The organism is Microbacterium sp. CJ77 (assembly GCF_002911615.1).
Classification (GTDB): domain Bacteria; phylum Actinomycetota; class Actinomycetes; order Actinomycetales; family Microbacteriaceae; genus Microbacterium.
Map to the genome: position 1 here is coordinate 538,592 of NZ_PQBR01000006.1, position 19,478 is coordinate 558,069.

The following is a 19,478-nucleotide window of genomic DNA, read 5'->3' on the forward strand; positions in this document are numbered from 1 at the left end:
CTAGACTGACCGAGGACCGACGACGCTCCCAAACCACCCGCAGTGCACGAGCAAGGAGTCAAACACGTGGCACTCATCGAGGCAGTAGGCGCCCGCGAGATCCTCGATTCGCGAGGCAACCCGACAGTCGAAGTGGAGGTGCTGCTCGACGACGGAATCGTTCAGCGGGCCGCTGTTCCCTCCGGCGCATCCACGGGAGCGTTCGAGGCGTACGAACTGCGCGACGGCGACAAGAGCCGCTACGGCGGCAAGGGCGTCCTCAAGGCGGTCGACGCCGTCATCGACGAGCTCGGCCCCGCCCTCGAGGGCATCGAGGCGAGCGAGCAGCGCATCGTCGACGAGATCCTGATCGAGACCGACGGCACCGAGAACAAGAGCCGTGTCGGCGCGAACGCCATCCTCGGCGTCAGCCTCGCGGTGGCCAAGGCCGCGGCCGACTCGGCCGACCTGCCCCTCTTCCGCTACCTCGGCGGCCCGAACGCGCACGTCCTGCCCGTTCCGCTCTTCAACGTCATCAACGGCGGATCGCACGCCGACAACGGCATCGACATGCAGGAGTTCTTCCTCGCCCCGATCGGCGCCGAGACCTTCGCCGAGGCGCTCCGCTGGGGCACCGAGACCTACCACGTCCTCAAGGGCGAGCTGCTGAAGGCCGGCTACGCCACGGGCCTCGGCGACGAGGGCGGGTTCGCCCCCGACCTGCCCAGCAACCGCGAGGGCCTGGACTTCCTCATCACGGCGATCGAGAAGGCCGGGTTCAAGCCCGGAACGGAGATCGCGCTCGGCATGGACGTCGCCGCGACGGAGTTCTTCAAGGATGGCGCGTACGTCTTCGAGGGCAAGAACTGGACCGCAGAGCAGCTCACCGACTACTACGTCGAGCTCGCCGACGCGTACCCGATCATCACGATCGAGGACGCTCTCGCGGAGGACGACTGGGATGCCTGGAAGCACCTCACCGAGAAGCTCGGATCGAAGATCCAGCTCGTCGGCGACGACCTGTTCGTGACCAACCCGACCCGCCTGGCGGACGGCATCAAGCGTGGCGTCGCGAACTCGCTGCTGGTCAAGGTGAACCAGATCGGCACCCTGTCCGAGACGCTGGACGCCGTCGACATGGCGCACCGCGCGGGCTACACGACGATGTTCTCGCACCGTTCGGGTGAGACCGAGGACACCACGATCGCCGACCTCGCCGTGGCGACCGGCTCGGGTCAGATCAAGAGCGGCGCGCCCGCCCGCAGCGAGCGCGTCGCGAAATACAATCAGCTTCTGCGTATCGAAGAAGAGCTCGGCGACGCCGCGGTATTCGCGGGTCGCTCGGCCTTCCCCCGCTACCAGGGGTAACGCACCGAAGCAGGAATGAAGGAGGGGGGAGCCGTGGCGAAACGACCGGCTCCCCCCTCTTCCGCTTCCCGCCCGGCCGCCGCCCGGCGCCCGAAGGCTTCGCGCGCCACCGATCGCGAACGCAGCGTGCGCCGCGTCGATGTGCGCGGGTGGCTCGGCGGGGTGCGGCTCTCGGGGTTCATGGTCGTGATGATGAGCCTCGTGGTGCTCGCCGCATTCGTTCTGGTGCCGACCTTCGGCAACTTCGTGCAGCAGCGCCAGACGATCGCCGCGCTCGAGGCATCCGTCGTCGCGGGGCAAGAAGAGGTCGAGCGGCTGAGCCAGCAGCAGGAACGGTGGGGCGACCCCGCCTACATCACGACGCAGGCGCGCGAGCGGCTCTACTACATGCGGCCCGGGGAGGTCGTCTACCTGGTCGTCAACGACCTTCCCGCGGAACTCCAGCCGACGGACGCGAAGCCCGTCAGCGCCGACGTCATCGAGACCCCGACCGACTGGATGACCCAGCTGCTGGCGTCGGTGACCACGGCCGGACTCGCCCAGACGGTGACCGAGCCGACGATCGGCGTGCCAGACCCCGAGCCGTCCACCGATGCGCCCGCTCCGTGACGCACGCGCGGTCCGCACGGTCTCTGGCGATTACCCTGGTCAGGTGACGACTCCGCCTTTCGCCGCGCCCACCGAGGCCGAACTCGCGGTCGTCGGCGCGCAGCTGGGTCGTCCCGCCCGCGGTGTGCTCGGCATCGCCGCGCGGTGTGTCTGCGGGAATCCGACCGTGGTGGCGACGTCCCCGCGGCTGCCCGATGGAAGTCCGTTCCCGACGTTCTACTACCTCACGCATCCCGCCGCCACGGCCGCGATGAGCGAGCTGGAGGCGACGCACGTCATGGCCGAGCTCCAGGACCTGCTCGTCGACGACGACATCTCCGACGAATACGCGCGCGCTCACGCGGCGTACCTCGCCGATCGCGCCGCCTACGGCGAGGTCGACGAGATCGCGGGCATCTCGGCCGGGGGCATGCCGGTCCGTGTCAAGTGCCTGCACGCCCTCGCCGGACACGCGCTCGCCGCCGGACCGGGCGTCAACCCCATCGGCGACCGCGCCCTCACCCGGTCGAGGTGGTCGCCCGACGTGTGCGAGTGCGAGACGCCGGGTTCCCGGTCGGATTCGGCGTCGGAGCCCACGTCGTGAAGCGCTGGCGTGCCCTCGCACTGCTGCTCGCGACGGTGATGGCCGCGACGCCGATCGCCGTCGCGCCCGCCGCCGCGGCCTCTGCGTTTCCCGACGACGCGGCCGATCCCGTACGCGCCGCCGAGTACTGGCTCGATTCGCTGGGCGTGCGCGCCGCGTGGCAGACCACCCGCGGAGCGGGACAGACGATCGCGATCATCGACACCGGTATCGGTTCGGGCCCGCCGGAGTTCCAGGGCGCGGTCACCGGGGGAACGGATGTCTCGGGTCTCGGCAGCTCGGATGGCCGTACCCCCGTCGGGGTCGTCGACTCCAATCACGGCTCGTGGGTCGCGTCGCTCGCCGCCGCACGCGGTACGGCGAACGGCACCGGCATGGTCGGGGTGGCGCCGGAGGCGGAGTTACTCTCGGTGTCGCTCGGCTTCGGCTCATCCGCGACCGTTCCGTTCGTGGAGCAGGTGGCCACCGCCATCCGCTGGTCGGTGGACCACGGCGCCACCGTCATCAACCTGTCCTTCACGACGAACACGCTGGCCTGGGATCCGCTCTGGGACAGCGCCTTCGAGTACGCGTTCGACCACGACGTCGTGGTCGTCGTGGCTGCCGGAAACCGCGGCAGCGGGACGACGCGTGTCGGCGCCCCCGCGACGATCCCCGGGGTCCTGACCGTCGGCGGCGTCGACCCGCAGGGCAACGCGAGCGTGCAGGCGTCGACCCAGGGGTACACGATCGGGGTGTCCGCGCCGAGCGAGAACCTGCTGGGCGTCTCCGCGGACGGACGGATCGTGCAGTGGAGCGGAACGAGCGGCGCGGCGCCGATCGTCGCGGGCATCGCGGCGCTGGTGCGGTCGGCGCATCCGGAACTCGACGTCGCGAACGTCATCAATCGCCTGATCAAGACTGCCCGCCCGGCGGCCGGAACCGATCCGCTGCTCTACGGGGCCGGGATCGTCGACGCGGCCGGTGCGGTCTCGGCGAGCGTCGCGACGGTCACCGAGAACCCGATGGGCAGCCTCTCGGAGTGGATCCGGGTGTACCGTCGCGCGGACTCCGGCCCCGTTCCGGATCAGACCGTTGCGCCGGTCGAGGTCGAGGCGCTGCCGCCCGCGGATCAGGCGACCCCGGCCCGGTCGCCCCTGCTACCGTCGCAGGAAAGCCTCATCTACGGCACTCTGCCGCTCGCCGCGATCACGCTGGCTGGTATCCTGGTGGCGCTCGGCGTCACTGCAGCTGCCCGGCGAGTCAGAACGGCGCGCGATTCACGCACGCCGAGCAGTTGAACTGTCAAGGAGTTCCCTTCACGTGACTAACATCGCGCCCGTGACTAAGACCGTGCCCAAGGTCCTCGTCGTCGGCGGCGGATATGCCGGTTTCTACACCGCCTGGAAACTCGAGAAGCACCTCCGCAAGGGCGAGGCCGAGGTCACGATCGTCGACCCGCTTTCGTATATGACCTACCAGCCGTTCCTTCCCGAGGTCGCGGCCGGATCGATCGAGGCGCGGCACTCCGTGGTGTCCCTCCGTCGCCATCTGAAGCGCACGAAGGTCGTCACGGCGAAGGTGACGGGCATCGACCACGCGAACAAGACCGCCACGATCACGCCCTCCGTGGGTGACCCGTGGCAGGAGACGTACGACCAGATCGTCGTCACCGCCGGTGCTGTGTCGCGCACCTTCCCGATCCCGGGCATCGCCGACAACGCGATCGGTCTGAAGACGATCGAAGAGGCGGTCGCCATCCGCGACCGCCTGATGTCGAACTTCGACAAGGCGGTGCTGCTGCCCGCCGGTCCCGAGCGCGAGCGCCTGCTCACGGTGGTCGTGGTCGGTGGCGGGTTCGCCGGTATCGAGGTGTTCGCCGAGCTGCGCTCGTTCGCCTCGGCGCTGCTGAAGAACTACCCCGAGCTCAGCTTCGACGAGACCCACTTCCACCTCATCGAGGCGATGGGTCGCATCATGCCCGAGGTCTCGCTGAAATCGAGCGAGTGGGTCCTGGCGGACCTGGCCAAGCGCGGTGCGTACGTGCACCTCGACACCCAGGTCACCGGCGCGGTCGATGGAAACGTCGAACTGTCGACGGGTGAGGTCATCCCGAGCGACATCATCATCTGGACCGCCGGTGTCATGGCGAACCCCGAGGTCGTTCGTGGTGGCGACCTGCCGGTCGAAGAGCGCGGACGCATCCGCACCCGTCCCGACCTGCGCGTGGGCACCGACGACGACATCGTCGAGGGCGCCTGGTCGGCAGGCGACGTATCTGCCGTGCCCGACCTGACGGGCAATGGCGTCGGCGGGTACTGCGTGCCCAACGCGCAGCACGCCGTCCGCCAGGCGAAGCTGCTGGCCAAGAACCTCACCGCCGTGCTGCGGGGCGAGCTTCCGCAGGATTACATCCACCACAACCTGGGTGCAGTCGCGGGTCTCGGTCTCTACAACGGCGTGTTCCAGTCGAACAAGATCGCGCTCAAGGGCTTCATCGCGTGGCTCGCGCACCGCGGGTACCACATGCTCGCGATCCCCTCGTGGGAGCGCAAGTTGCGCGTCTTCGGCGGCTGGTGGAACAACTTCTGGCTGGGCCGCGACCTCGTGAATCTCGAGACGGTGCAGACGCCGCGTTACGTTTTCGAGGAGTTCGCGGCGCGTCCGCGACCGGCACAGGCAGCACCGAGGACGGATGTCCCGGCACCCGCCGTGGACAAGCCTGCCGGGGCCGCAAAGGGTGCGAAGTCCGCTCCCGTCGAGAAGGCGGCGGCTTCGCGCTGACCTCCCGACTCGCGGGCGCGCGAGTCGATAACGTGAGCGCATGGAAGAGACCACGCCCCACGACAAGCTGCACGCCGTCTTCGTCGTCGGCACCCGGCCCGAGGCGATCAAGATGCTGCCGCTCATCGTGGCGGTGCGCGACAGTACCCGGTTCGAGCCGATCGTCGTCTCGACGGGCCAGCATGCCGAACTGGTCGCGCACGTCCTCGCGATCGGAGGGATCACTCCGGACGTCACGTTCGATCTGCCGCCGGCGCCCCGCACCCTGAACACGCTGTTCGCAGCGGTGCTCGTGCGGCTCGAGGCGTTCCTCCACGACCGCTTCGGACCGCCTCTGCCGCCCGCAGAGGCGCCCTATGCGACCGGCTATCCGGCCGCGGCCTTCGTCCACGGCGACACGACCAGCGCCGCAGCATCGGCTCTCGCGTCTTTTCATCTGCACCTGCCGGTCGTGCACGTCGAGGCGGGTCTGCGGACGAACGACACCCTGTCGCCGTTCCCCGAGGAGCTCAACCGCCAGCTGATCAGCCGGATCGCCGCATGGCACCTGGCGCCGACGGAACGCAACAAAGAGAATCTGATCCGCGAGCACATCGCCGGGTCCCGCATCTTCGTGACGGGCAACACCGCGATCGACGCTCTCCACATCGCGGCGAGCCTCGACGTGCCCTACGACTATCCGCAGCTGGCGGACATCGAGGATCCCGACGGACCGAGGGTCGTCGCCGTCACCGCGCACCGGCGCGAGAACTGGGGTGCGCCGCTCGAGCGCGTCGCCGATGCCGTCGGGATACTCGCGATGACGCACCGGGACGTCCGCTTCGTGGTCGCGCTGCATCCGAATCCGGACGTCGCCGCCGTCATGGTGGCGCGCTTGTCGAACGAAGAGAACGTCTCGCTCGTGGGACCGATGGGCTACGAGCAGTTCGCGAAGCTGCTCAAGCGCTCGACGATCGCGATCACGGACTCCGGGGGTATCCAAGAAGAGGCGCCCTCCCTCGGTACACCCGTCATCTGCGTGCGCGAGACGACCGAGCGGCACGAGGGCGTCGAGGCGGGCACCGTGCAGCTGGTCGGCACCGACACGGCGCGGATCGTCGCCGCGGCATCCCGTCTGCTCGATGACGAGAGGGCCTATGCCCTCGCGACGACCCGACGCAACCCCTATGGCGATGGGCATGCCGCCGAACGCATCGTTCGCGGGCTCGAGCACGTGATCTTCAACACCCGCCCGCCGCAGCCTTTCGGCCCGCCCGGATTCGATCGGCTCTCGGTTCTGCGCGCCGCGGGCAGCGAGGATCCGATCGAGCTGGGCCTCGTGCATCCGTGGGGCGATTCGTGGTGATCGGGGTGTCTGCGCGCGATGCTTGACATCTTCGAGGGCCTGCCGATCTGGGTGCAGGTGTTGTTCTGGGCGGTTCTGGCGATCACCGTCTCGTCACTCGTGTCGGTCGTCTCGCTGCTCGTCCTGGCGAGCCGCTTTCGCAACCGTGTTCGCGGTGACGTGCGACGAGACCCCGGCGGGGCCGTCGAACAGAACTTCTTGTGGGTGTTCCTCGTTCCCGCGCTCAACGAAGAAGTGACGATCGCCGACAGCGTCGCGCGTCTGCGTCAGGTCGCCGCCACGCACGCGATGTTCCTCGTCATCGACGACGGGTCGGAGGATCGCACCGGCGAGATCCTCGCCGGGATCGACGACCCGCGCCTCAACGTCCTGACCCGCACGGCCCCGCACGCCCGCGAGGGCAAAGCCGCAGCCCTCAACGCCGCCTACGCACACGTCCGCTCGGCGCTGCGCGAGGATCCCGCGCTCGCCAAGTGGGACGAGGACCACGTGATCGTCGTCGTCGTCGACGCCGACGGGCGGCTCGATCCCGAAGCACCGCGCTCGGCGGCACGACATTTTCACGATGGCGGGATCGGGGGAGTGCAATCCCTCGTTCGCATCTACAACCGGCGCGGATGGCTCACCTGGGCGCAGGACGTGGAGTTCTCGTCCTTCGGGCTCGTCTTCCAAGCGGGGCGTGCGTGGTGGGGCACGGCGAACATGGGCGGCAACGGTCAGTTCAACCGCCTGTCCGCCCTCGCGAGCATCGATGCTGGCCCCGGTCCATGGCGCGATCGACTGACCGAGGACCAGGACCTCGGCGTTCGCCTCATCCAGGCCGGGTGGGCCGGTGTGCAGGACAACTCCGTCGCGATCGACCAGCAGGGGCTCAATTCGCTCCGCCGCCTGTACCGCCAGCGCGTGCGCTGGGCGCAGGGCAGCTGGCAGGCGCTCGGGCTCCTCCGCGGCACGCCGCGCCTCCGCGTACCGTTCCTGGCGCGTGTCGACAGCGTCTACTACCTGCTCACTCCAGCCCTGCAACTGCTGACCGGGTTCGCGCTCGTCGTGTCGGTCGTGTTCGCGTTCCTGAGCGGGGTGCCCTATCGGCCCTCGCACTGGTGGATCCTGATCTTCTTCATGACGCTGTCGTTCGGTCCGGGGGTGGCGACGCTCGCGCTCCGCGGCGGCCGCTGGTACTCGCCGTTCGTGGCGCTCGTCCTGGTCATCCCGTACACGGCGTACTCGTGGATCGTCTTCCCGGTACTGGCCGTGGGGCTCTTCCGGCAGCTGTCCGGGCGGCGGTCCTGGGCGAAGACGGCGCGCGAGACGCAGGGGATGGATGCCTCGGGCTCCGCGGGCACGGGAACCGTCGGCGATACTGGAGGGGATCGCGGTACGCACAGAGGCCGCGAGGTCACGCCCCCGTAGCCCAACCGGCAGAGGCAGGCGACTTAAAATCGCTCGAGTGTGGGTTCGAATCCCACCGGGGGTACCCGTCGCGGTGCCGTTCGGTCGGGCCGAGCGCGGGCCTAGGCTGGGGGCGTGCTCGATCTGACCGCACCAACGACGTCCGACTCGGTCGGCGATCCAACGCCCTGGATGACACCCGCGGCCTACTGGCCCCGCCTCACCGCGGCCACGGCACACCTCCCGGCGCCGGTGGCTGCGCTCGACCTCGGAGCACTCCGCTACAACGCGCTCGACATGCTCGTGCGGGCCGGGGGCGCCCCGATCCGGGTCGCGAGCAAGTCCGTGCGCGTGCGCGAGGTCATCGATGCGGTGCTGCGCCTCCCGGGCTACCGGGGCATCCTCGCATTCACGCTCGCCGAGGCGCTGTGGCTCGCCGAGACACACGACGACGTCGTGATGGGATACCCGACCGTGGACCGCGCGAGTCTGGCCCGGCTCGCGGCCGACGAGCAGCTCGCGGCCCGGGTGACGCTGATGGTGGACGACCTCGCGCAGCTCGACCTCGTCGACGCTGTTGCCGCGCCCGGTTCGCGCCCGACGATCCGGATCGCGATCGACGCGGATGCCTCGTGGCGGGCACCCGCGCTGGGGCACATCGGTGTGCGTCGCTCGCCCCTGCACACGGTCGCCGAGGTGCGGGATTTCGGGCGCGCGGTTACCGCACGCCCGGGCTTCGCCCTGGTCGGGCTGATGATGTACGAGGCGCAGATCGCCGGGCAGCCCGACCACGACGGGCGCGGCGACGCGATGATCCGCTGGATGCAGGGCCGATCGATCGCCGAGTTGCGCGAACGCCGCGGCGGCATCGTCGCGGCGTTGCACAGCATCGCACCCCTGGAGTTCGTGAACGGCGGCGGAACGGGATCGCTCGAGCTCACCGCCGCCGACACCGCGGTGACCGAGGTCACGGCGGGGAGCGGTCTTCTCGCCGGGCACCTCTTCGACCGCTACCGTGCCTTCGCCCCGGCACCCGCGCTCGCCTTCGCGTACGACGTCGTACGGCGCCCGACCCCCGACATCGCCACGATCCTCGGTGGCGGATGGGTCGCCTCGGGCCCCGCGCTCGCCTCGCGCCAGCCGCTTCCGGTCTGGCCCCCGGGCCTGCGCACCCTCGACCGCGAGGGCTCGGGCGAGGTGCAGACCCCGCTCCAGGGCGAGAGCGCGAGGCTGCTCGCCGTGGGCGATCGTGCGTGGCTGCGCCCGTCGAAGAGCGGCGAGCAGCTCGAGCGCATCGCCGAGGTCCAGCTGGTGGACGGCGACGCGATCGTGCGGGCGCTGCCGACCTACCGCGGCGAAGGGCGAACGTTCCTGTGACCCGGATGGGTGGCACCTGGCGCAACTGGGGCCGGACCGCGTCGGTTCGTCCCCAACGCGTCGAGCGCCCGGCCGACACGGCGGCCGTCGTGCGCTCGGTGCAGGCCGCGATCGCTCGCGGGTTGCGGATCAAGGCCGTCGGCGCCGGCCACAGCTTCACGGGGATCGCCGTCGCGCCCGGCGTTCTGCTCGACCTCGATGACCTGAGCGGCGTCGTCGATGTCGACCGCGAGCGCTCGCGCGTGCGCGTGCTCGCCGGAACACGGCTGCACCAGATGCCGCGCCTGCTCGCCCCGTACGGCCTCGCGATGGCGAACCTCGGCGACATCGATCGCCAGTCCATCGCGGGCGCGACCTCGACCGGCACGCACGGCACGGGATTGCGCTTCGGGGGCATCTCGACGCAGATCGTCGGCGCGACCCTCGTGACGGGAACGGGTGACCTGCTCACCGTGAGCGACGACGAGAATCCCGAGCTGTTGCCCGCCGTCGCGCTCGGTCTCGGTGCCCTCGGCATCCTGGTCGACGTCACGCTGCAGTGCGTTCCGGCCTTCGTGTTGCACGCCGTCGAGCGTCCCGAGCCGGTCGATGACGTCGTGGCGGCGCTGGATGAGCGGGCCGAAGCATCCGATCACTTCGAGTTCTACTGGTTTCCGCACACCGATGTCGCCCTGACGAAGACGAATACGCGCCTGCCCGAGAGTGCGCCGCGCTCGCCCCTGCCCCGTGCCGCGCGCTGGGTCGATGAGACACTGCTCGCGAACGGTCTCTTCCGCGTGACGTGCGGGTCGGCATCGATCGTACCCGCGGTCGCGCCCCGGATCAATCGCCTTGCGACGCGGCTCACGGGCGATCGCGAGTACACGGATGCCTCGACGCGCGTGTTCACGCAGGACCGCACCGTCCGGTTCCGTGAGATGGAGTACGCCGTCCCGATCGAGAACCTCGCGGCCGCGTTCCGGGACGTCCAGGCCGCGATCGACGCATCCGATCTGCGGGTGTCGTTCCCGATCGAGGTGCGCGTCGCGGCGGCGGACGACCTCTGGATGTCGACGGCCCATGGACGGGCGAGCGGATACATCGCCGTGCACCGCTACTGGCGCGAGGACCCCACCGAGTACTTCGCGGCGATCGAACCGATCATGCTCGCGCACGGCGGGCGCCCGCACTGGGGCAAGATGCACACGCTCGGCGCCGCCGACCTCGCCGAGAGATACCCGCGATTCGGCGACTTCGTGGCGCTGCGCAACAGCCTCGACCCCGACCGGCGCTTCACGAACGCGTACCTGAATCGGGTGCTCGGCGAATAGTTCCCAGGGGTTCGGCGGGATGCGCCGGTAGGATGGGGGCACGAACGACACACTCGCGTCTGACTACCTCGCTTATGGAGACACCCATGTGGGAATGGCTCATTCCGGTCCTGATCGTCGTCGCCCTGGTCGCCATCGTCGGCATCTACCTCTGGGCGACCTACAACTCGCTGGTGCAGCTGAACGTGCGCGTGGACGAAGCGTGGAGCGACATCACGGTGCAGCTCAAGCGTCGAGCCGACCTGCTCCCCAACCTGATCGACACGGTCAAGGGGTACGCGGCGCATGAGAAGGCCGTCTTCGAGAATGTGACGCGTGCGCGCGCCGAGACCCTGCAGGCGCAGGGCCCGGCCGATGCGGGCGTCGCCGAGGGGCACATGCAGCAGGCGCTGAAGTCGCTGTTCGCCGTCGCCGAGGCCTACCCTCAGCTGCAGGCGAGCCAGAACTTCCTGCAGCTGCAGCAGTCGATCGTCGACACGGAAGACAAGATCCAGGCATCCCGCCGGTTCTACAACGGCGGCGTGCGCGAGCTGAACACCAAGATCAAGGTCTTTCCGAACAATATGTTCGCCCGGAACCTCGGGTTCCACGAGCGTGAGTTCTTCGAGGTCGAGAACGGCGCGGCGATCTCCGAGCCGCCGCGCGTTCAGTTCTGACGCGAACTGTCCGACGTGACGCGCATCCCGGTCTGACGAGAGTCCAGCTCAGCCGTGTATTCCGCGATCGCGCGCAACAAGCGCAACACGTGGTTCATCATGATCGCGTTCGTCCTGATCATCGGCGGACTCGGGCTGTTGGCGGGATGGCTCGCCGCCAACAACTGGTGGATCACCGCGTTCGTCGTGATCGGTGCCGTCGGGTACGCGACGCTGCAGTACTTCGTCGCCGATCGCGAGGCCCTCGCCCTGGCGGGTGCGGTCGAGATCCAGAAGGCAGACAACCCGCGCCTCTGGAACATGGTCGAGAACCTGTGCATCGCGACGGGCACCCCGATGCCGAAGGTCCACATCGTGCAGGATGCGGCACCCAACGCGTTCGCGACGGGTCGGACTCCCGAGCGTGCCGCGATCGCCGTGACAACGGGTCTTCTCGACATCATGGACGATCAAGAACTCGAGGGTGTGCTCGCGCACGAGCTCGGACACATCCGCAATTACGACATCCGGGTCTCGCTGATCGTGTTCGGGCTCGTCGTCGCGATCGGCTTGCTCGCGGACGTGTTCCTGCGCTTCACGCTGTTCGGGGGCGCGCGACGTGGCGGCAACGGCCAGGCGCAGATCGTCTTCCTGATCTTCGGCATCGTCGCGGCGGTCATCGCGCCGCTGCTCGCCGGTGCCGTGCAGGCCGCGATCTCGCGCCAGCGCGAGTACCTGGCGGATGCCACGGCCGCGCTCACGACGCGAAACCCCGATGGCCTCGCCTCGGCGCTGGCGAAGCTGCAGGCGCACGCTCAGCCGTTGAAGAAGGCGAACACCTCGATGGCGCACCTGTGGCTGGCCGACCCGCTCCGCCCGAACGCCCTGACACGGCTGTTCTCGACGCATCCGCCGATCCCGGACCGGATCGAGCGTCTCCACACGATGGGTGGCAGCTTCTAGGCCGCTCACCAGGCCCGGAGGATCAACTCGCCGCCCGTGAAGACCAGGGCGCCACGCAGCGTCCACGCATCGTCACGGTAGGTGAACTCGCCGGGGGTGCCATCACGTTTCGGGCCCGAGACGGTGACGACGTACGAGCCGCCGCTGGCGATGAAGCCGCCGGTCGCGTCGAGCGCGACCGTGGGCAGCGTCTCGATCCGGAACACGAAGCCCTGTGCGCTCGCCAGGTCGGCACCCCAGGGGACGCTGATGCCGCACGACTCCGGGCTCGCCGGCGCGGGCGTTTCGGGCGACGATGCCGTGCACGCCTCCAGATACGCGTCCACGGCGGGTTGGGCCCGCGCGGCGGCGTCGGGCGTCAGCGATGCCGCCACGGCGACCTGTGTCGTCTCGCCGGGCGCCACGACCGCCTCCGCCTCACCGGTCAGGATCCCCGCGGGGGTTGCCGTGACGGCGTACACGGCGGGAAGGGCGACCAGAGTCGCGGATGTCTCGAGCACCACGTCACCGATTTTCACCGCGTCGCCGATCGACGTGGTCGCCGCGAGAGCGCCGAGCGCATCCGCATCGGCCAGCCAGCGTCCGTCCTCCTGTCGAACGGTGAACGTCACGGTGCGCGCCTCCCGCGCGAGCGAGTAGGTCGCAGAGACCGTCGCGGTGCCATCCGCCAGTGTCTCGGTACTCGTCACCGTGGGCTGCCCGAGGTAGCTGCTCGCGGCCTCGAAGGCGTCGAGGGTCGTGTCGCCGGGCATCGCGTCGGCGGTGACCGTCGTCCGGATCTCATCGGCATCACCACGGGCGAGCGCGTCGAGGTATCTCTGCGCACCCGCCTCGGCCGAATCCCCCCGGGTGGTGAACCACAGGACGAGACCGATCGCCGCGGCGAGCGCGATGACGGCGGCCGCGGCGATGACGATGGCCGCACCGCGCCCCGGACGTCGTCGCGGGCTCATGCGATCGCCTCGACCGGCTGCGGTTCGTCGGGTGCGAGCGCGACGGCCTCGGGCCCCGCGACGTGCCGGGGTGCGCCGAGCGCCCCCGCCACCGCGTCGGTCGCGTCGCCCCAGCTCGCCACCGAGATGCCCTCGAGCCCCTGCCAGCGCGCGGCATCCCGCAGGACATCCGCGACACGTGCGGGGGCGTCAGGGCGGAGAGGGCCCTCCTCCCACCACGCGGACTGTACGAGAAGGCTCGACCCGGCCCTGTCGGCCTTGAGATCGACACGCCCGACGAGCTCGTCATCGAGCAGCACGGGCAGGGAGTAGTAGCCGTAGCGGCGCCGCGGCGCGGGTGTGTAGATCTCGATCCGGTAGTCGAAGCCGAAGAGGCGCTGGGCCCGATCGCGGAACCACACCATCGGGTCGAAGGGTGTCAGGACGGTCGCGGCATCGATGCGGCGGGGGAGCGCCGCATCGCGATGCGCCCACGCGGGCAGCGGCTTGGCGCCGCGATCCCAGCCCTCGACGGTGACGGGCACGAGTTCTCCCGCGTCCACCAGTTCGGCCGTCGCGCGCTTGACGGCCTTGCGGTCGCGCAGACGCCAGTAGTCGTCCAGGTCGGACTCCGTTGCGACGCCGTAGGCGGAGGCCGCGCGCGCCACGAGCTCTCGGATCGCCTGCGGCCGGTCGATCTCGCGTTCGAGGGCGGACGCGGGGATGACGTCGGCCGCGAGCGCATACCGACGCTCGAAGCCGCGGCGTCCGGCCACGGCCACCTCGCCGATCAGCCACAGGTATTCGAGGGCCCGTTTGACGCCGTCCCAGTCCCACCAGGGCCCGCGCGCGCCGCGCCGTGAGTCGTGTTCGATCTCGGCGGGGCGGAGCGGGCCGCGCGCACCGAGTTCGGCACGCACCCAGTCCACGATCGCCAGGTTCTCGGCGAACCACGTGCCGGGCGCCGTGAAGCGTGCGCGATGGTCGTCCATGCGGAACCGGAAGAGCTGCCAATCGTTCGCCGGGATGAACGCGGCGACGTGTGCCCAGAACTCCACGTAGGGCGAGCGCCGGGCGAACAGGAGCCGATCGAGCAGCGCGGTGTCATAGGGCCCGAGGCGGGAGAAGAGCGGCATGTAGTGAGAGCGCGCGTAGACGTTGACCGAGTCGATCTGCAGCGTGTGCATGCGCCCGAGCATCGCGTTGAGCTGGCGCGTGCCGGCGACGGCGGGGGAGCGCCGCCCGAATCCTTGCGCGGCGAGCGCCATCCGCCGCGCTTCACGCGCGCTCAGCGACTGTTTCATCGGCGTCAGCCTAGCTGCGGCATCCGACATCCCCGTGGCGATCTCGACACCGCGCACGAGGGCGACCCGAATGGCCGGGCGAATCCGCGTGATAACGCGGGCCTCGTTCGGACTCCTAGACTTGCTGGGTGAACGAAGCGCCCGAATCTCCGCGTCGAAGGCTGGTCGACGTCATTCGCGAGCGCACGGTCTCGAGCGATCTCACGCCCTCCGTGCCGCGCGGCCTGCGCCTGGCAGCCGCGTATGCGTGGCGCATGATCGTCATCGCAGCCGCTGCCTCGATCGTGATCTGGCTCGTCATCCAGCTCAAAGTCATCGTCATCCCGCTGCTGGTGGCCATCCTCGTCACCGCGCTGCTGTGGCCGGCGTTCACGTGGTTGCTGCGTCGTGGCGTGCCGCGGTGGCTCGCGATCGTCATCGCCGTGCTCGGCACTCTCGCGATCGTCTCGGGGCTCATCTGGCTCGTGGTCTGGCAGATCAGTCTGCAGTGGGCGAGCGTGCAGGAGCGCACCGTGCAGGCCGTCGAGCAGTTCCGCCAGTACCTCATCGATGGGCCGCTGCACCTGACGTCGGGCCAGATCGATGACGCGCTCGCCCAGGCCTGGACCATCGTTCAGGAGCAGGCGCAGCTGCTGCTCTCGGGGGCGCTCGCGGTCGGATCCACCGTCGGACACGTCGTGGTCGGCGCCCTGCTCACGATCTTCATCCTGCTCTGCACCCTCGCGGACGGCGGCGGCATCTGGAAGTGGACGCTGCGTCTCTTCCCCCGTGCGGCCCGCAAGCCGGTCGACGGCGCAGCCCGAGCCGGATGGGTGACGGTCGTCAACTACGCCCGCACCCAGCTCCTGGTCGCATCCATCGACGCCGTCGGTATCGGTCTGGGTGCGGCGCTGCTCGGGGTGCCGCTCGCGATCCCCGTGGCCGTGCTGGTGTTCCTGGGCTCGTTCATCCCGATCGTCGGAGCCGTCGTCACGGGCGCCGTCGCGGTCTTCCTGGCCCTGGTCTACAACGGTCCGTTCATCGCCGTTCTGATGCTGATCGTCGTGCTCGGCGTGCAGCAGCTCGAGGGGCACGTGCTGCAGCCGATCCTGATGGGTGCGGCCGTCAAGGTGCACCCGCTCGGTGTCGTCCTGGTCGTCGCGGGTGGTGCGCTGGTCGGTGGCATCCCCGGCGCGCTCTTCGCCGTCCCGCTCGCCGCGTTCGTGAACGTCTTCGCCGTCTACATCGGATCGCGCGGGTGGGAGAGACCGGATGGCGTGGTCGCGGGCGAACTGATCTGGAGCACCGTGCCACGAAAGAAGAGAACACCACCCGCCACTGGCGTCAGCACTCGACCCGAGGGAACACAGGGATGACCGCCGTCGAACCGCGTGGGCTGACCATGCCGCTGCTCTCGGAATACGAGGACGCCGCGGAGGGGCTCCGAGATGTGGTGAGCCACACGCCTCTCGAGTACTCGCAACACCTCACCGAAGTGCTCGGAGTGCCCGTCCATCTCAAGCTCGAGAACCTGCAGCGCACCGGATCCTTCAAGATTCGCGGCGCCGCCTACCGGTTGTCGCGCCTGACTCCCGAGGAGCGCGCACGCGGTGTCGTCGCCGCCTCCGCAGGCAACCACGCTCAGGGCGTCGCGCTCGCGGCCCAGGCACTCGGCATCCCCGCCACGATCTTCATGCCGCTCGGGGTGCCCGTGCCCAAGCTGCTGGCGACACGAGGTTACGGAGCAGAGGTGATCCTCGAGGGGGCCACCGTCGATACCCCGCTGCGCCTCGCGGCGGAGTTCGCCGAGCGCACGGGAGCCGTGCTGATCCCCCCGTTCAACCACCGCGACATCATCGTCGGGCAGGGCACACTCGGTCTCGAGATCGCGCAGGACATGCCCGATGTCGAGACCATCGTGCTCGGGATCGGCGGGGGAGGCCTCATCGCCGGGGTCGCCGGAGCAGTCAAGGCGAAGGCCGCCGCCGCGGGCCGGACCGTGCGCGTCATCGGCGTGCAGGCCGAGAACGCCGCACCGTACCCTGAATCGCTGCGCCGCGGCCATCCGATCGAGGTCGAGACTCGGCCGACGATCGCCGACGGCATCCTGGTCAGCCGCCCGGGAGACATCCCGTTCGCGATGATCCAAGAGCTCGTCGATGACGTGGTGACGGTCACGGATGACGACATCGCGCGTGCGATGCTCGTGCTGCTCGAGCGGGCCAAGGTCGTCGTCGAGCCGGCCGGCGCGGTCGGCGTGGCCGCGATCCTGGCGGGCAAGGTCGAAGCGCACGGGCCGACCGTCTCGGTGCTGTCGGGCGGCAACATCGACCCCCTGCTGCTCCAGCGCGTCGTCGCCCACGGGCTCGCCGCATCCGGTCGCTACATGAGCATGCGGATTCCTCTGCCCGACCGTCCGGGGCAGCTCTCGCGCGTGTCCGACCTGATCGCGGAGGCGGGTGCCAACGTGATCGAGGTGCTGCACACGCGCCACGGTCAGGGCTTGCAGATCAGCGAGGTCGTGCTGCAGATCAGCGTCGAAACGCGCGGCGAAGAGCACAAGGCCCTGACGCTGAAGACGCTGAAGGATGCGGGCTTCCACCCCGTCGTCGTCCCCGACTGACCTCGCACGACCGCGCGAGACTTCACTTATGTCTCGAAATGCGGGGGCAAAGAGGACTTAGCTGAAGTTTCGCGCGCTCTACTGGCCCGTGTAGGTCTCGACCTTGACGATCTCGACCGTCATCTCGCGGCCGTTGGGGGTCTCGTAGCTCGTGGTCTCGCCCTCGCTCTTGCCCAGGATCGCGGCGCCGATCGGGCTCGCCTCGCTGTAGACATCCAGCGCGGAGTCAGACGCCAGCTCGCGGTTGGCCAGCAGGAATCGCAGCTCGCGGCCGGCGACCTTCGCGGTCACGACGGTCCCCGGCACGACCCTGCCGGTCGAGGTGGGTGCATCGCCGACGACGGCCGTCTTCAGGAGCTGCTGCAGGTTCCGGATGCGCGCCTCGATGCGTCCCTGTTCGTCTTTCGCGGCGTGGTATCCGCCGTTCTCCTTCAGGTCGCCCTCTTCGCGGGCGGCCTCGATGCGCTTGGCGATCTCTTCGCGTCCCTCCGTCGCGAGCGTCTCGAGCTCTGCGGCGAGGCGGTCGTAGGCGTCCTGCGTGAGGAAGGTCACGGGTGCGTCAGTAGACACGGCGTTCTCCTTCTGTGGTTCGTGTCGTGCGGGAGTCGTGAGGGGCCAGGGTTGTCTCGTCGCCCATATGCCGAACGCCCCGGCATCGAGCCAGGGCGCACACTTTGATCCGGTCAGCCTAGGGGAGCCAGCAGGAGTTCACCAAACCGGTCGTCGCGAGACCCACGGTGGGAACGGATACGTCATACGCCCGTGTCTGCTCGCCGCTCGGGGGGTAGACCACGACCTTCCACCCGACGATCCCGAAGTCCTCGTCGAGTGCCTCGATGGCGCAGGCGACCTCGCGGTCGGCGTGGCCGGTGACCTGGAACGACACCGTGGCGGTGTGCTGGTCGACGAGCGAGAACGCGAGGACATCCACGTCGACATCCGATGCCGCGGTCGACACCGTGGACCATGCGAGCGCCCCCGTTGTGGCGGCGACGATCACGCCGAAGATGATCCAGGCGAACACGCGACGACGGCTCGCGCGGCCGCGACCGTACCGCTCGTCGAGACGGGCTTGGATCGTCATCGTCTGGCCCCTTCTCGACTGCTCGGCGACGTGTGCACGGACTGGTTAGGCTGGTGATACCAGGCTATGCGTTGCAGGATGCCGCCCGTGCCATCTCGGGATCGGTCGCCGTGCGGAAGGACCCTATGCTCCCGTTCTCGTGGATCGCCTCGATCGCGACTTCAACGCCCACGCCCACACCCGTCGTCGAACCGGATCCCGAACTCGTCACCCCCGGGTTTCTCGGCTTCGCGATCGTCGCCGTTCTCGTCGTGGCGGTCATTGCGCTGGTATGGGACATGCAACGCCGTATCCGTCGTACCCGCTATCGCGCCGAGATCGATGCCGAACTCGATGCCGAACAGCAGGCGGACGCGGCCGTACGGGCCTCGGACACCGACGACCAGGTGGTCGATGCCGCGGACGACGACGGATACCGCGCAGACCCGAACCCGCCGCGCGCCTGACCGTCGGCGCCCGGATGTCCGCGTCGGCGGACGTTCGCGTCAGCCGGAGAGGCGCGTCAGCCGTAGACCGGGTCGAGCGCGATGATCAGCGCCGCGGTCCAGTGGCACAGGAACGCGAGCACGGTGCAGACGTGGAAGATCTCGTGGAACCCGAAGTGCCCGGGCCACGGATTGGGTCGTTTGACGGCATAGACGATCGCGCCTGCCGTATAGAGCAGACCGCCGACGAGCACCAGCGTCATCATGATCGCGTTCGCCGCGAAGAGGTCGCCGATGTACATCATCGCGGCCCAGCCGAGCACGAGGTAGAGGGCGACGTACAGCCAGCGCGGCGCGCCGATCCAGAAGACACGGAACAGGATGCCGAGCAGCGCGCCGCCCCACACCAGAGACAGCAGCAGCGTCGCCTTCTCGCGGGGCAGCGCGAGCACGGCGATCGGCGTGTACGTGCCGGCGATCAGCAGCAGGATGTTCGCGTGGTCGATGCGCTTCAGGACCGCCCGGGTGCGGGGACCCCAGTCGAAGCGGTGGTACAGCGCCGAGTTGCCGAAGAGCAGCAACGAGGTCGCCATGAAGATCGCCGACGCCCACTTCGCCGCGGTGCCGTCCGCGAGCACGATCAGGACGATGCCGGTCACGATCGCAACAGGGAAGGTGGCCGCATGGATCCATCCGCGCCACGTCGGCCGGATGTCGACGTGCGCGTCGACGGCGGCAGCCTCCATCAGCGGAAGGGACGGGACCTCGGGGGTGTGGGAACGCGCGCGACGGTTCACGCATCCAGCGTAA

19 protein-coding genes and 1 tRNA gene are annotated in these 19,478 nt (G+C 69.3%); 15 read left to right on the forward strand and 5 right to left on the reverse strand.

From position 1 onward, the window contains the following. Positions 1–66 precede the first annotated feature (66 nt). The 12 genes from eno to C2868_RS03380 all read left to right on the forward strand — a co-directional run bounded on the left by eno (position 67) and on the right by C2868_RS03380 (position 12,321). Positions 67–1,347: a phosphopyruvate hydratase gene (gene eno, locus C2868_RS03325; protein WP_100811480.1), complete on the forward strand. Its 1,281-nt coding sequence runs from the start codon at positions 67–69 to the stop codon at positions 1,345–1,347. A 33-nt stretch (positions 1,348–1,380) separates the two neighbouring features. Then, positions 1,381–1,956, forward strand: coding sequence for a septum formation initiator family protein (locus C2868_RS03330; RefSeq protein WP_232711259.1), 576 nt, complete (start codon positions 1,381–1,383; stop codon positions 1,954–1,956). Between the two features lie 43 nt (positions 1,957–1,999). Beyond that, positions 2,000–2,539: a DUF501 domain-containing protein gene (locus tag C2868_RS03335; RefSeq protein WP_100811671.1), complete on the forward strand. Its 540-nt coding sequence runs from the start codon at positions 2,000–2,002 to the stop codon at positions 2,537–2,539. Between the two features lie 38 nt (positions 2,540–2,577). Further along, entirely contained in the window at positions 2,578–3,819 is a 1,242-nt protein-coding gene (locus tag C2868_RS03340; protein WP_100811672.1) for a S8 family serine peptidase, read from the forward strand. 40 nt (positions 3,820–3,859) lie between these two features. Further along, positions 3,860–5,302: an NAD(P)/FAD-dependent oxidoreductase gene (locus C2868_RS03345; protein ID WP_374935754.1), complete on the forward strand. Its 1,443-nt coding sequence runs from the start codon at positions 3,860–3,862 to the stop codon at positions 5,300–5,302. 40 nt (positions 5,303–5,342) lie between these two features. Beyond that, entirely contained in the window at positions 5,343–6,647 is a 1,305-nt protein-coding gene (gene wecB, locus C2868_RS03350; protein ID WP_100811478.1) for a non-hydrolyzing UDP-N-acetylglucosamine 2-epimerase, read from the forward strand. 18 nt (positions 6,648–6,665) lie between these two features. Next, positions 6,666–8,057, forward strand: a complete 1,392-nt coding sequence (locus tag C2868_RS03355) for a glycosyltransferase family 2 protein (protein WP_100811477.1) — start codon at positions 6,666–6,668, stop codon at positions 8,055–8,057. Beyond that, positions 8,048–8,121: transfer RNA gene (locus C2868_RS03360), tRNA-Leu, on the forward strand. The genes C2868_RS03355 and C2868_RS03360 overlap by 10 nt, the downstream gene beginning before the upstream one ends. 107 nt (positions 8,122–8,228) lie before the next feature. Further along, the gene (locus C2868_RS03365) at positions 8,229–9,413 is read left to right on the forward strand and encodes an alanine racemase (protein WP_100811669.1); all 1,185 of its coding nucleotides are present in this window, start codon (positions 8,229–8,231) and stop codon (positions 9,411–9,413) included. Then, positions 9,410–10,723: a D-arabinono-1,4-lactone oxidase gene (locus C2868_RS03370; RefSeq protein ID WP_100811476.1), complete on the forward strand. Its 1,314-nt coding sequence runs from the start codon at positions 9,410–9,412 to the stop codon at positions 10,721–10,723. The genes C2868_RS03365 and C2868_RS03370 overlap by 4 nt, the downstream gene beginning before the upstream one ends. Before the next feature lie 86 nt (positions 10,724–10,809). Next, on the forward strand, positions 10,810–11,379 hold the full coding sequence (locus tag C2868_RS03375; RefSeq protein ID WP_100811475.1) for a LemA family protein: 570 nt from the start codon (positions 10,810–10,812) through the stop codon (positions 11,377–11,379). Between the two features lie 54 nt (positions 11,380–11,433). Next, positions 11,434–12,321, forward strand: coding sequence for a M48 family metalloprotease (locus tag C2868_RS03380; protein WP_100811474.1), 888 nt, complete (start codon positions 11,434–11,436; stop codon positions 12,319–12,321). Positions 12,322–12,326: 5 nt separating this feature from the next. On the opposite strand, the gene C2868_RS03385 is transcribed toward C2868_RS03380, so the two are convergent. Both C2868_RS03385 and C2868_RS03390 read right to left on the reverse strand, forming a co-directional pair. Further along, the gene (locus tag C2868_RS03385; RefSeq protein ID WP_100811473.1) at positions 12,327–13,274 is read right to left on the reverse strand and encodes a nuclear transport factor 2 family protein; all 948 of its coding nucleotides are present in this window, start codon (positions 13,272–13,274) and stop codon (positions 12,327–12,329) included. Next, the gene (locus C2868_RS03390; RefSeq protein WP_100811668.1) at positions 13,271–14,557 is read right to left on the reverse strand and encodes a winged helix-turn-helix domain-containing protein; all 1,287 of its coding nucleotides are present in this window, start codon (positions 14,555–14,557) and stop codon (positions 13,271–13,273) included. The genes C2868_RS03385 and C2868_RS03390 overlap by 4 nt, the downstream gene beginning before the upstream one ends. 128 nt (positions 14,558–14,685) lie before the next feature. On the opposite strand from C2868_RS03390, the gene C2868_RS03395 reads away from it, so the two are divergent. Then, positions 14,686–15,912, forward strand: coding sequence for an AI-2E family transporter (locus C2868_RS03395; RefSeq protein WP_100811472.1), 1,227 nt, complete (start codon positions 14,686–14,688; stop codon positions 15,910–15,912). Next, positions 15,909–17,159, forward strand: a complete 1,251-nt coding sequence (gene ilvA, locus C2868_RS03400; RefSeq protein ID WP_100811471.1) for a threonine ammonia-lyase — start codon at positions 15,909–15,911, stop codon at positions 17,157–17,159. Before C2868_RS03395 ends, ilvA begins: the two co-directional genes overlap by 4 nt. A gap of 78 nt (positions 17,160–17,237) precedes the next feature. Here the strand turns inward: ilvA and greA are convergent, their stop codons facing one another. Continuing rightward, positions 17,238–17,729, reverse strand: a complete 492-nt coding sequence (gene greA, locus C2868_RS03405) for a transcription elongation factor GreA (protein ID WP_100811470.1) — start codon at positions 17,727–17,729, stop codon at positions 17,238–17,240. Positions 17,730–17,847: 118 nt separating this feature from the next. Beyond that, positions 17,848–18,243, reverse strand: a complete 396-nt coding sequence (locus tag C2868_RS03410; RefSeq protein ID WP_100811469.1) for a DUF4307 domain-containing protein — start codon at positions 18,241–18,243, stop codon at positions 17,848–17,850. A gap of 125 nt (positions 18,244–18,368) precedes the next feature. Between C2868_RS03410 and C2868_RS03415 the strand changes: the two genes are divergently transcribed. Beyond that, entirely contained in the window at positions 18,369–18,689 is a 321-nt protein-coding gene (locus C2868_RS03415) for a hypothetical protein (protein WP_100811667.1), read from the forward strand. 56 nt (positions 18,690–18,745) lie between these two features. On the opposite strand, the gene C2868_RS03420 is transcribed toward C2868_RS03415, so the two are convergent. Next, positions 18,746–19,414 (reverse strand): hemolysin III family protein, encoded by a 669-nt coding sequence (locus tag C2868_RS03420; RefSeq protein ID WP_100811666.1) that lies wholly within the window; start codon positions 19,412–19,414, stop codon positions 18,746–18,748. Positions 19,415–19,478 lie beyond the last annotated feature (64 nt).

What these genes read in the sequence shown, in the direction of transcription:
- C2868_RS03340 (WP_100811672.1), top strand. Translation starts at nt 2,578, where the DNA reads ATGGCCGCGACGCCGATCGCCGTCGCGCCCGCCGCCGCGGCCTCTGCG.
- C2868_RS03410 (WP_100811469.1), bottom strand. Translation starts at nt 18,243, where the DNA reads ATGACGATCCAAGCCCGTCTCGACGAGCGGTACGGTCGCGGCCGCGCG.
- C2868_RS03355 (WP_100811477.1), top strand. Translation starts at nt 6,666, where the DNA reads ATGCTTGACATCTTCGAGGGCCTGCCGATCTGGGTGCAGGTGTTGTTC.
- C2868_RS03365 (WP_100811669.1), top strand. Translation starts at nt 8,229, where the DNA reads ATGACACCCGCGGCCTACTGGCCCCGCCTCACCGCGGCCACGGCACAC.
- C2868_RS03390 (WP_100811668.1), bottom strand. Translation starts at nt 14,557, where the DNA reads ATGAAACAGTCGCTGAGCGCGCGTGAAGCGCGGCGGATGGCGCTCGCC.
- C2868_RS03385 (WP_100811473.1), bottom strand. Translation starts at nt 13,274, where the DNA reads ATGAGCCCGCGACGACGTCCGGGGCGCGGTGCGGCCATCGTCATCGCC.
- ilvA (WP_100811471.1), top strand. Translation starts at nt 15,909, where the DNA reads ATGACCGCCGTCGAACCGCGTGGGCTGACCATGCCGCTGCTCTCGGAA.
- C2868_RS03420 (WP_100811666.1), bottom strand. Translation starts at nt 19,414, where the DNA reads ATGGAGGCTGCCGCCGTCGACGCGCACGTCGACATCCGGCCGACGTGG.
- C2868_RS03415 (WP_100811667.1), top strand. Translation starts at nt 18,369, where the DNA reads ATGCTCCCGTTCTCGTGGATCGCCTCGATCGCGACTTCAACGCCCACG.
- C2868_RS03375 (WP_100811475.1), top strand. Translation starts at nt 10,810, where the DNA reads ATGTGGGAATGGCTCATTCCGGTCCTGATCGTCGTCGCCCTGGTCGCC.
- wecB (WP_100811478.1), top strand. Translation starts at nt 5,343, where the DNA reads ATGGAAGAGACCACGCCCCACGACAAGCTGCACGCCGTCTTCGTCGTC.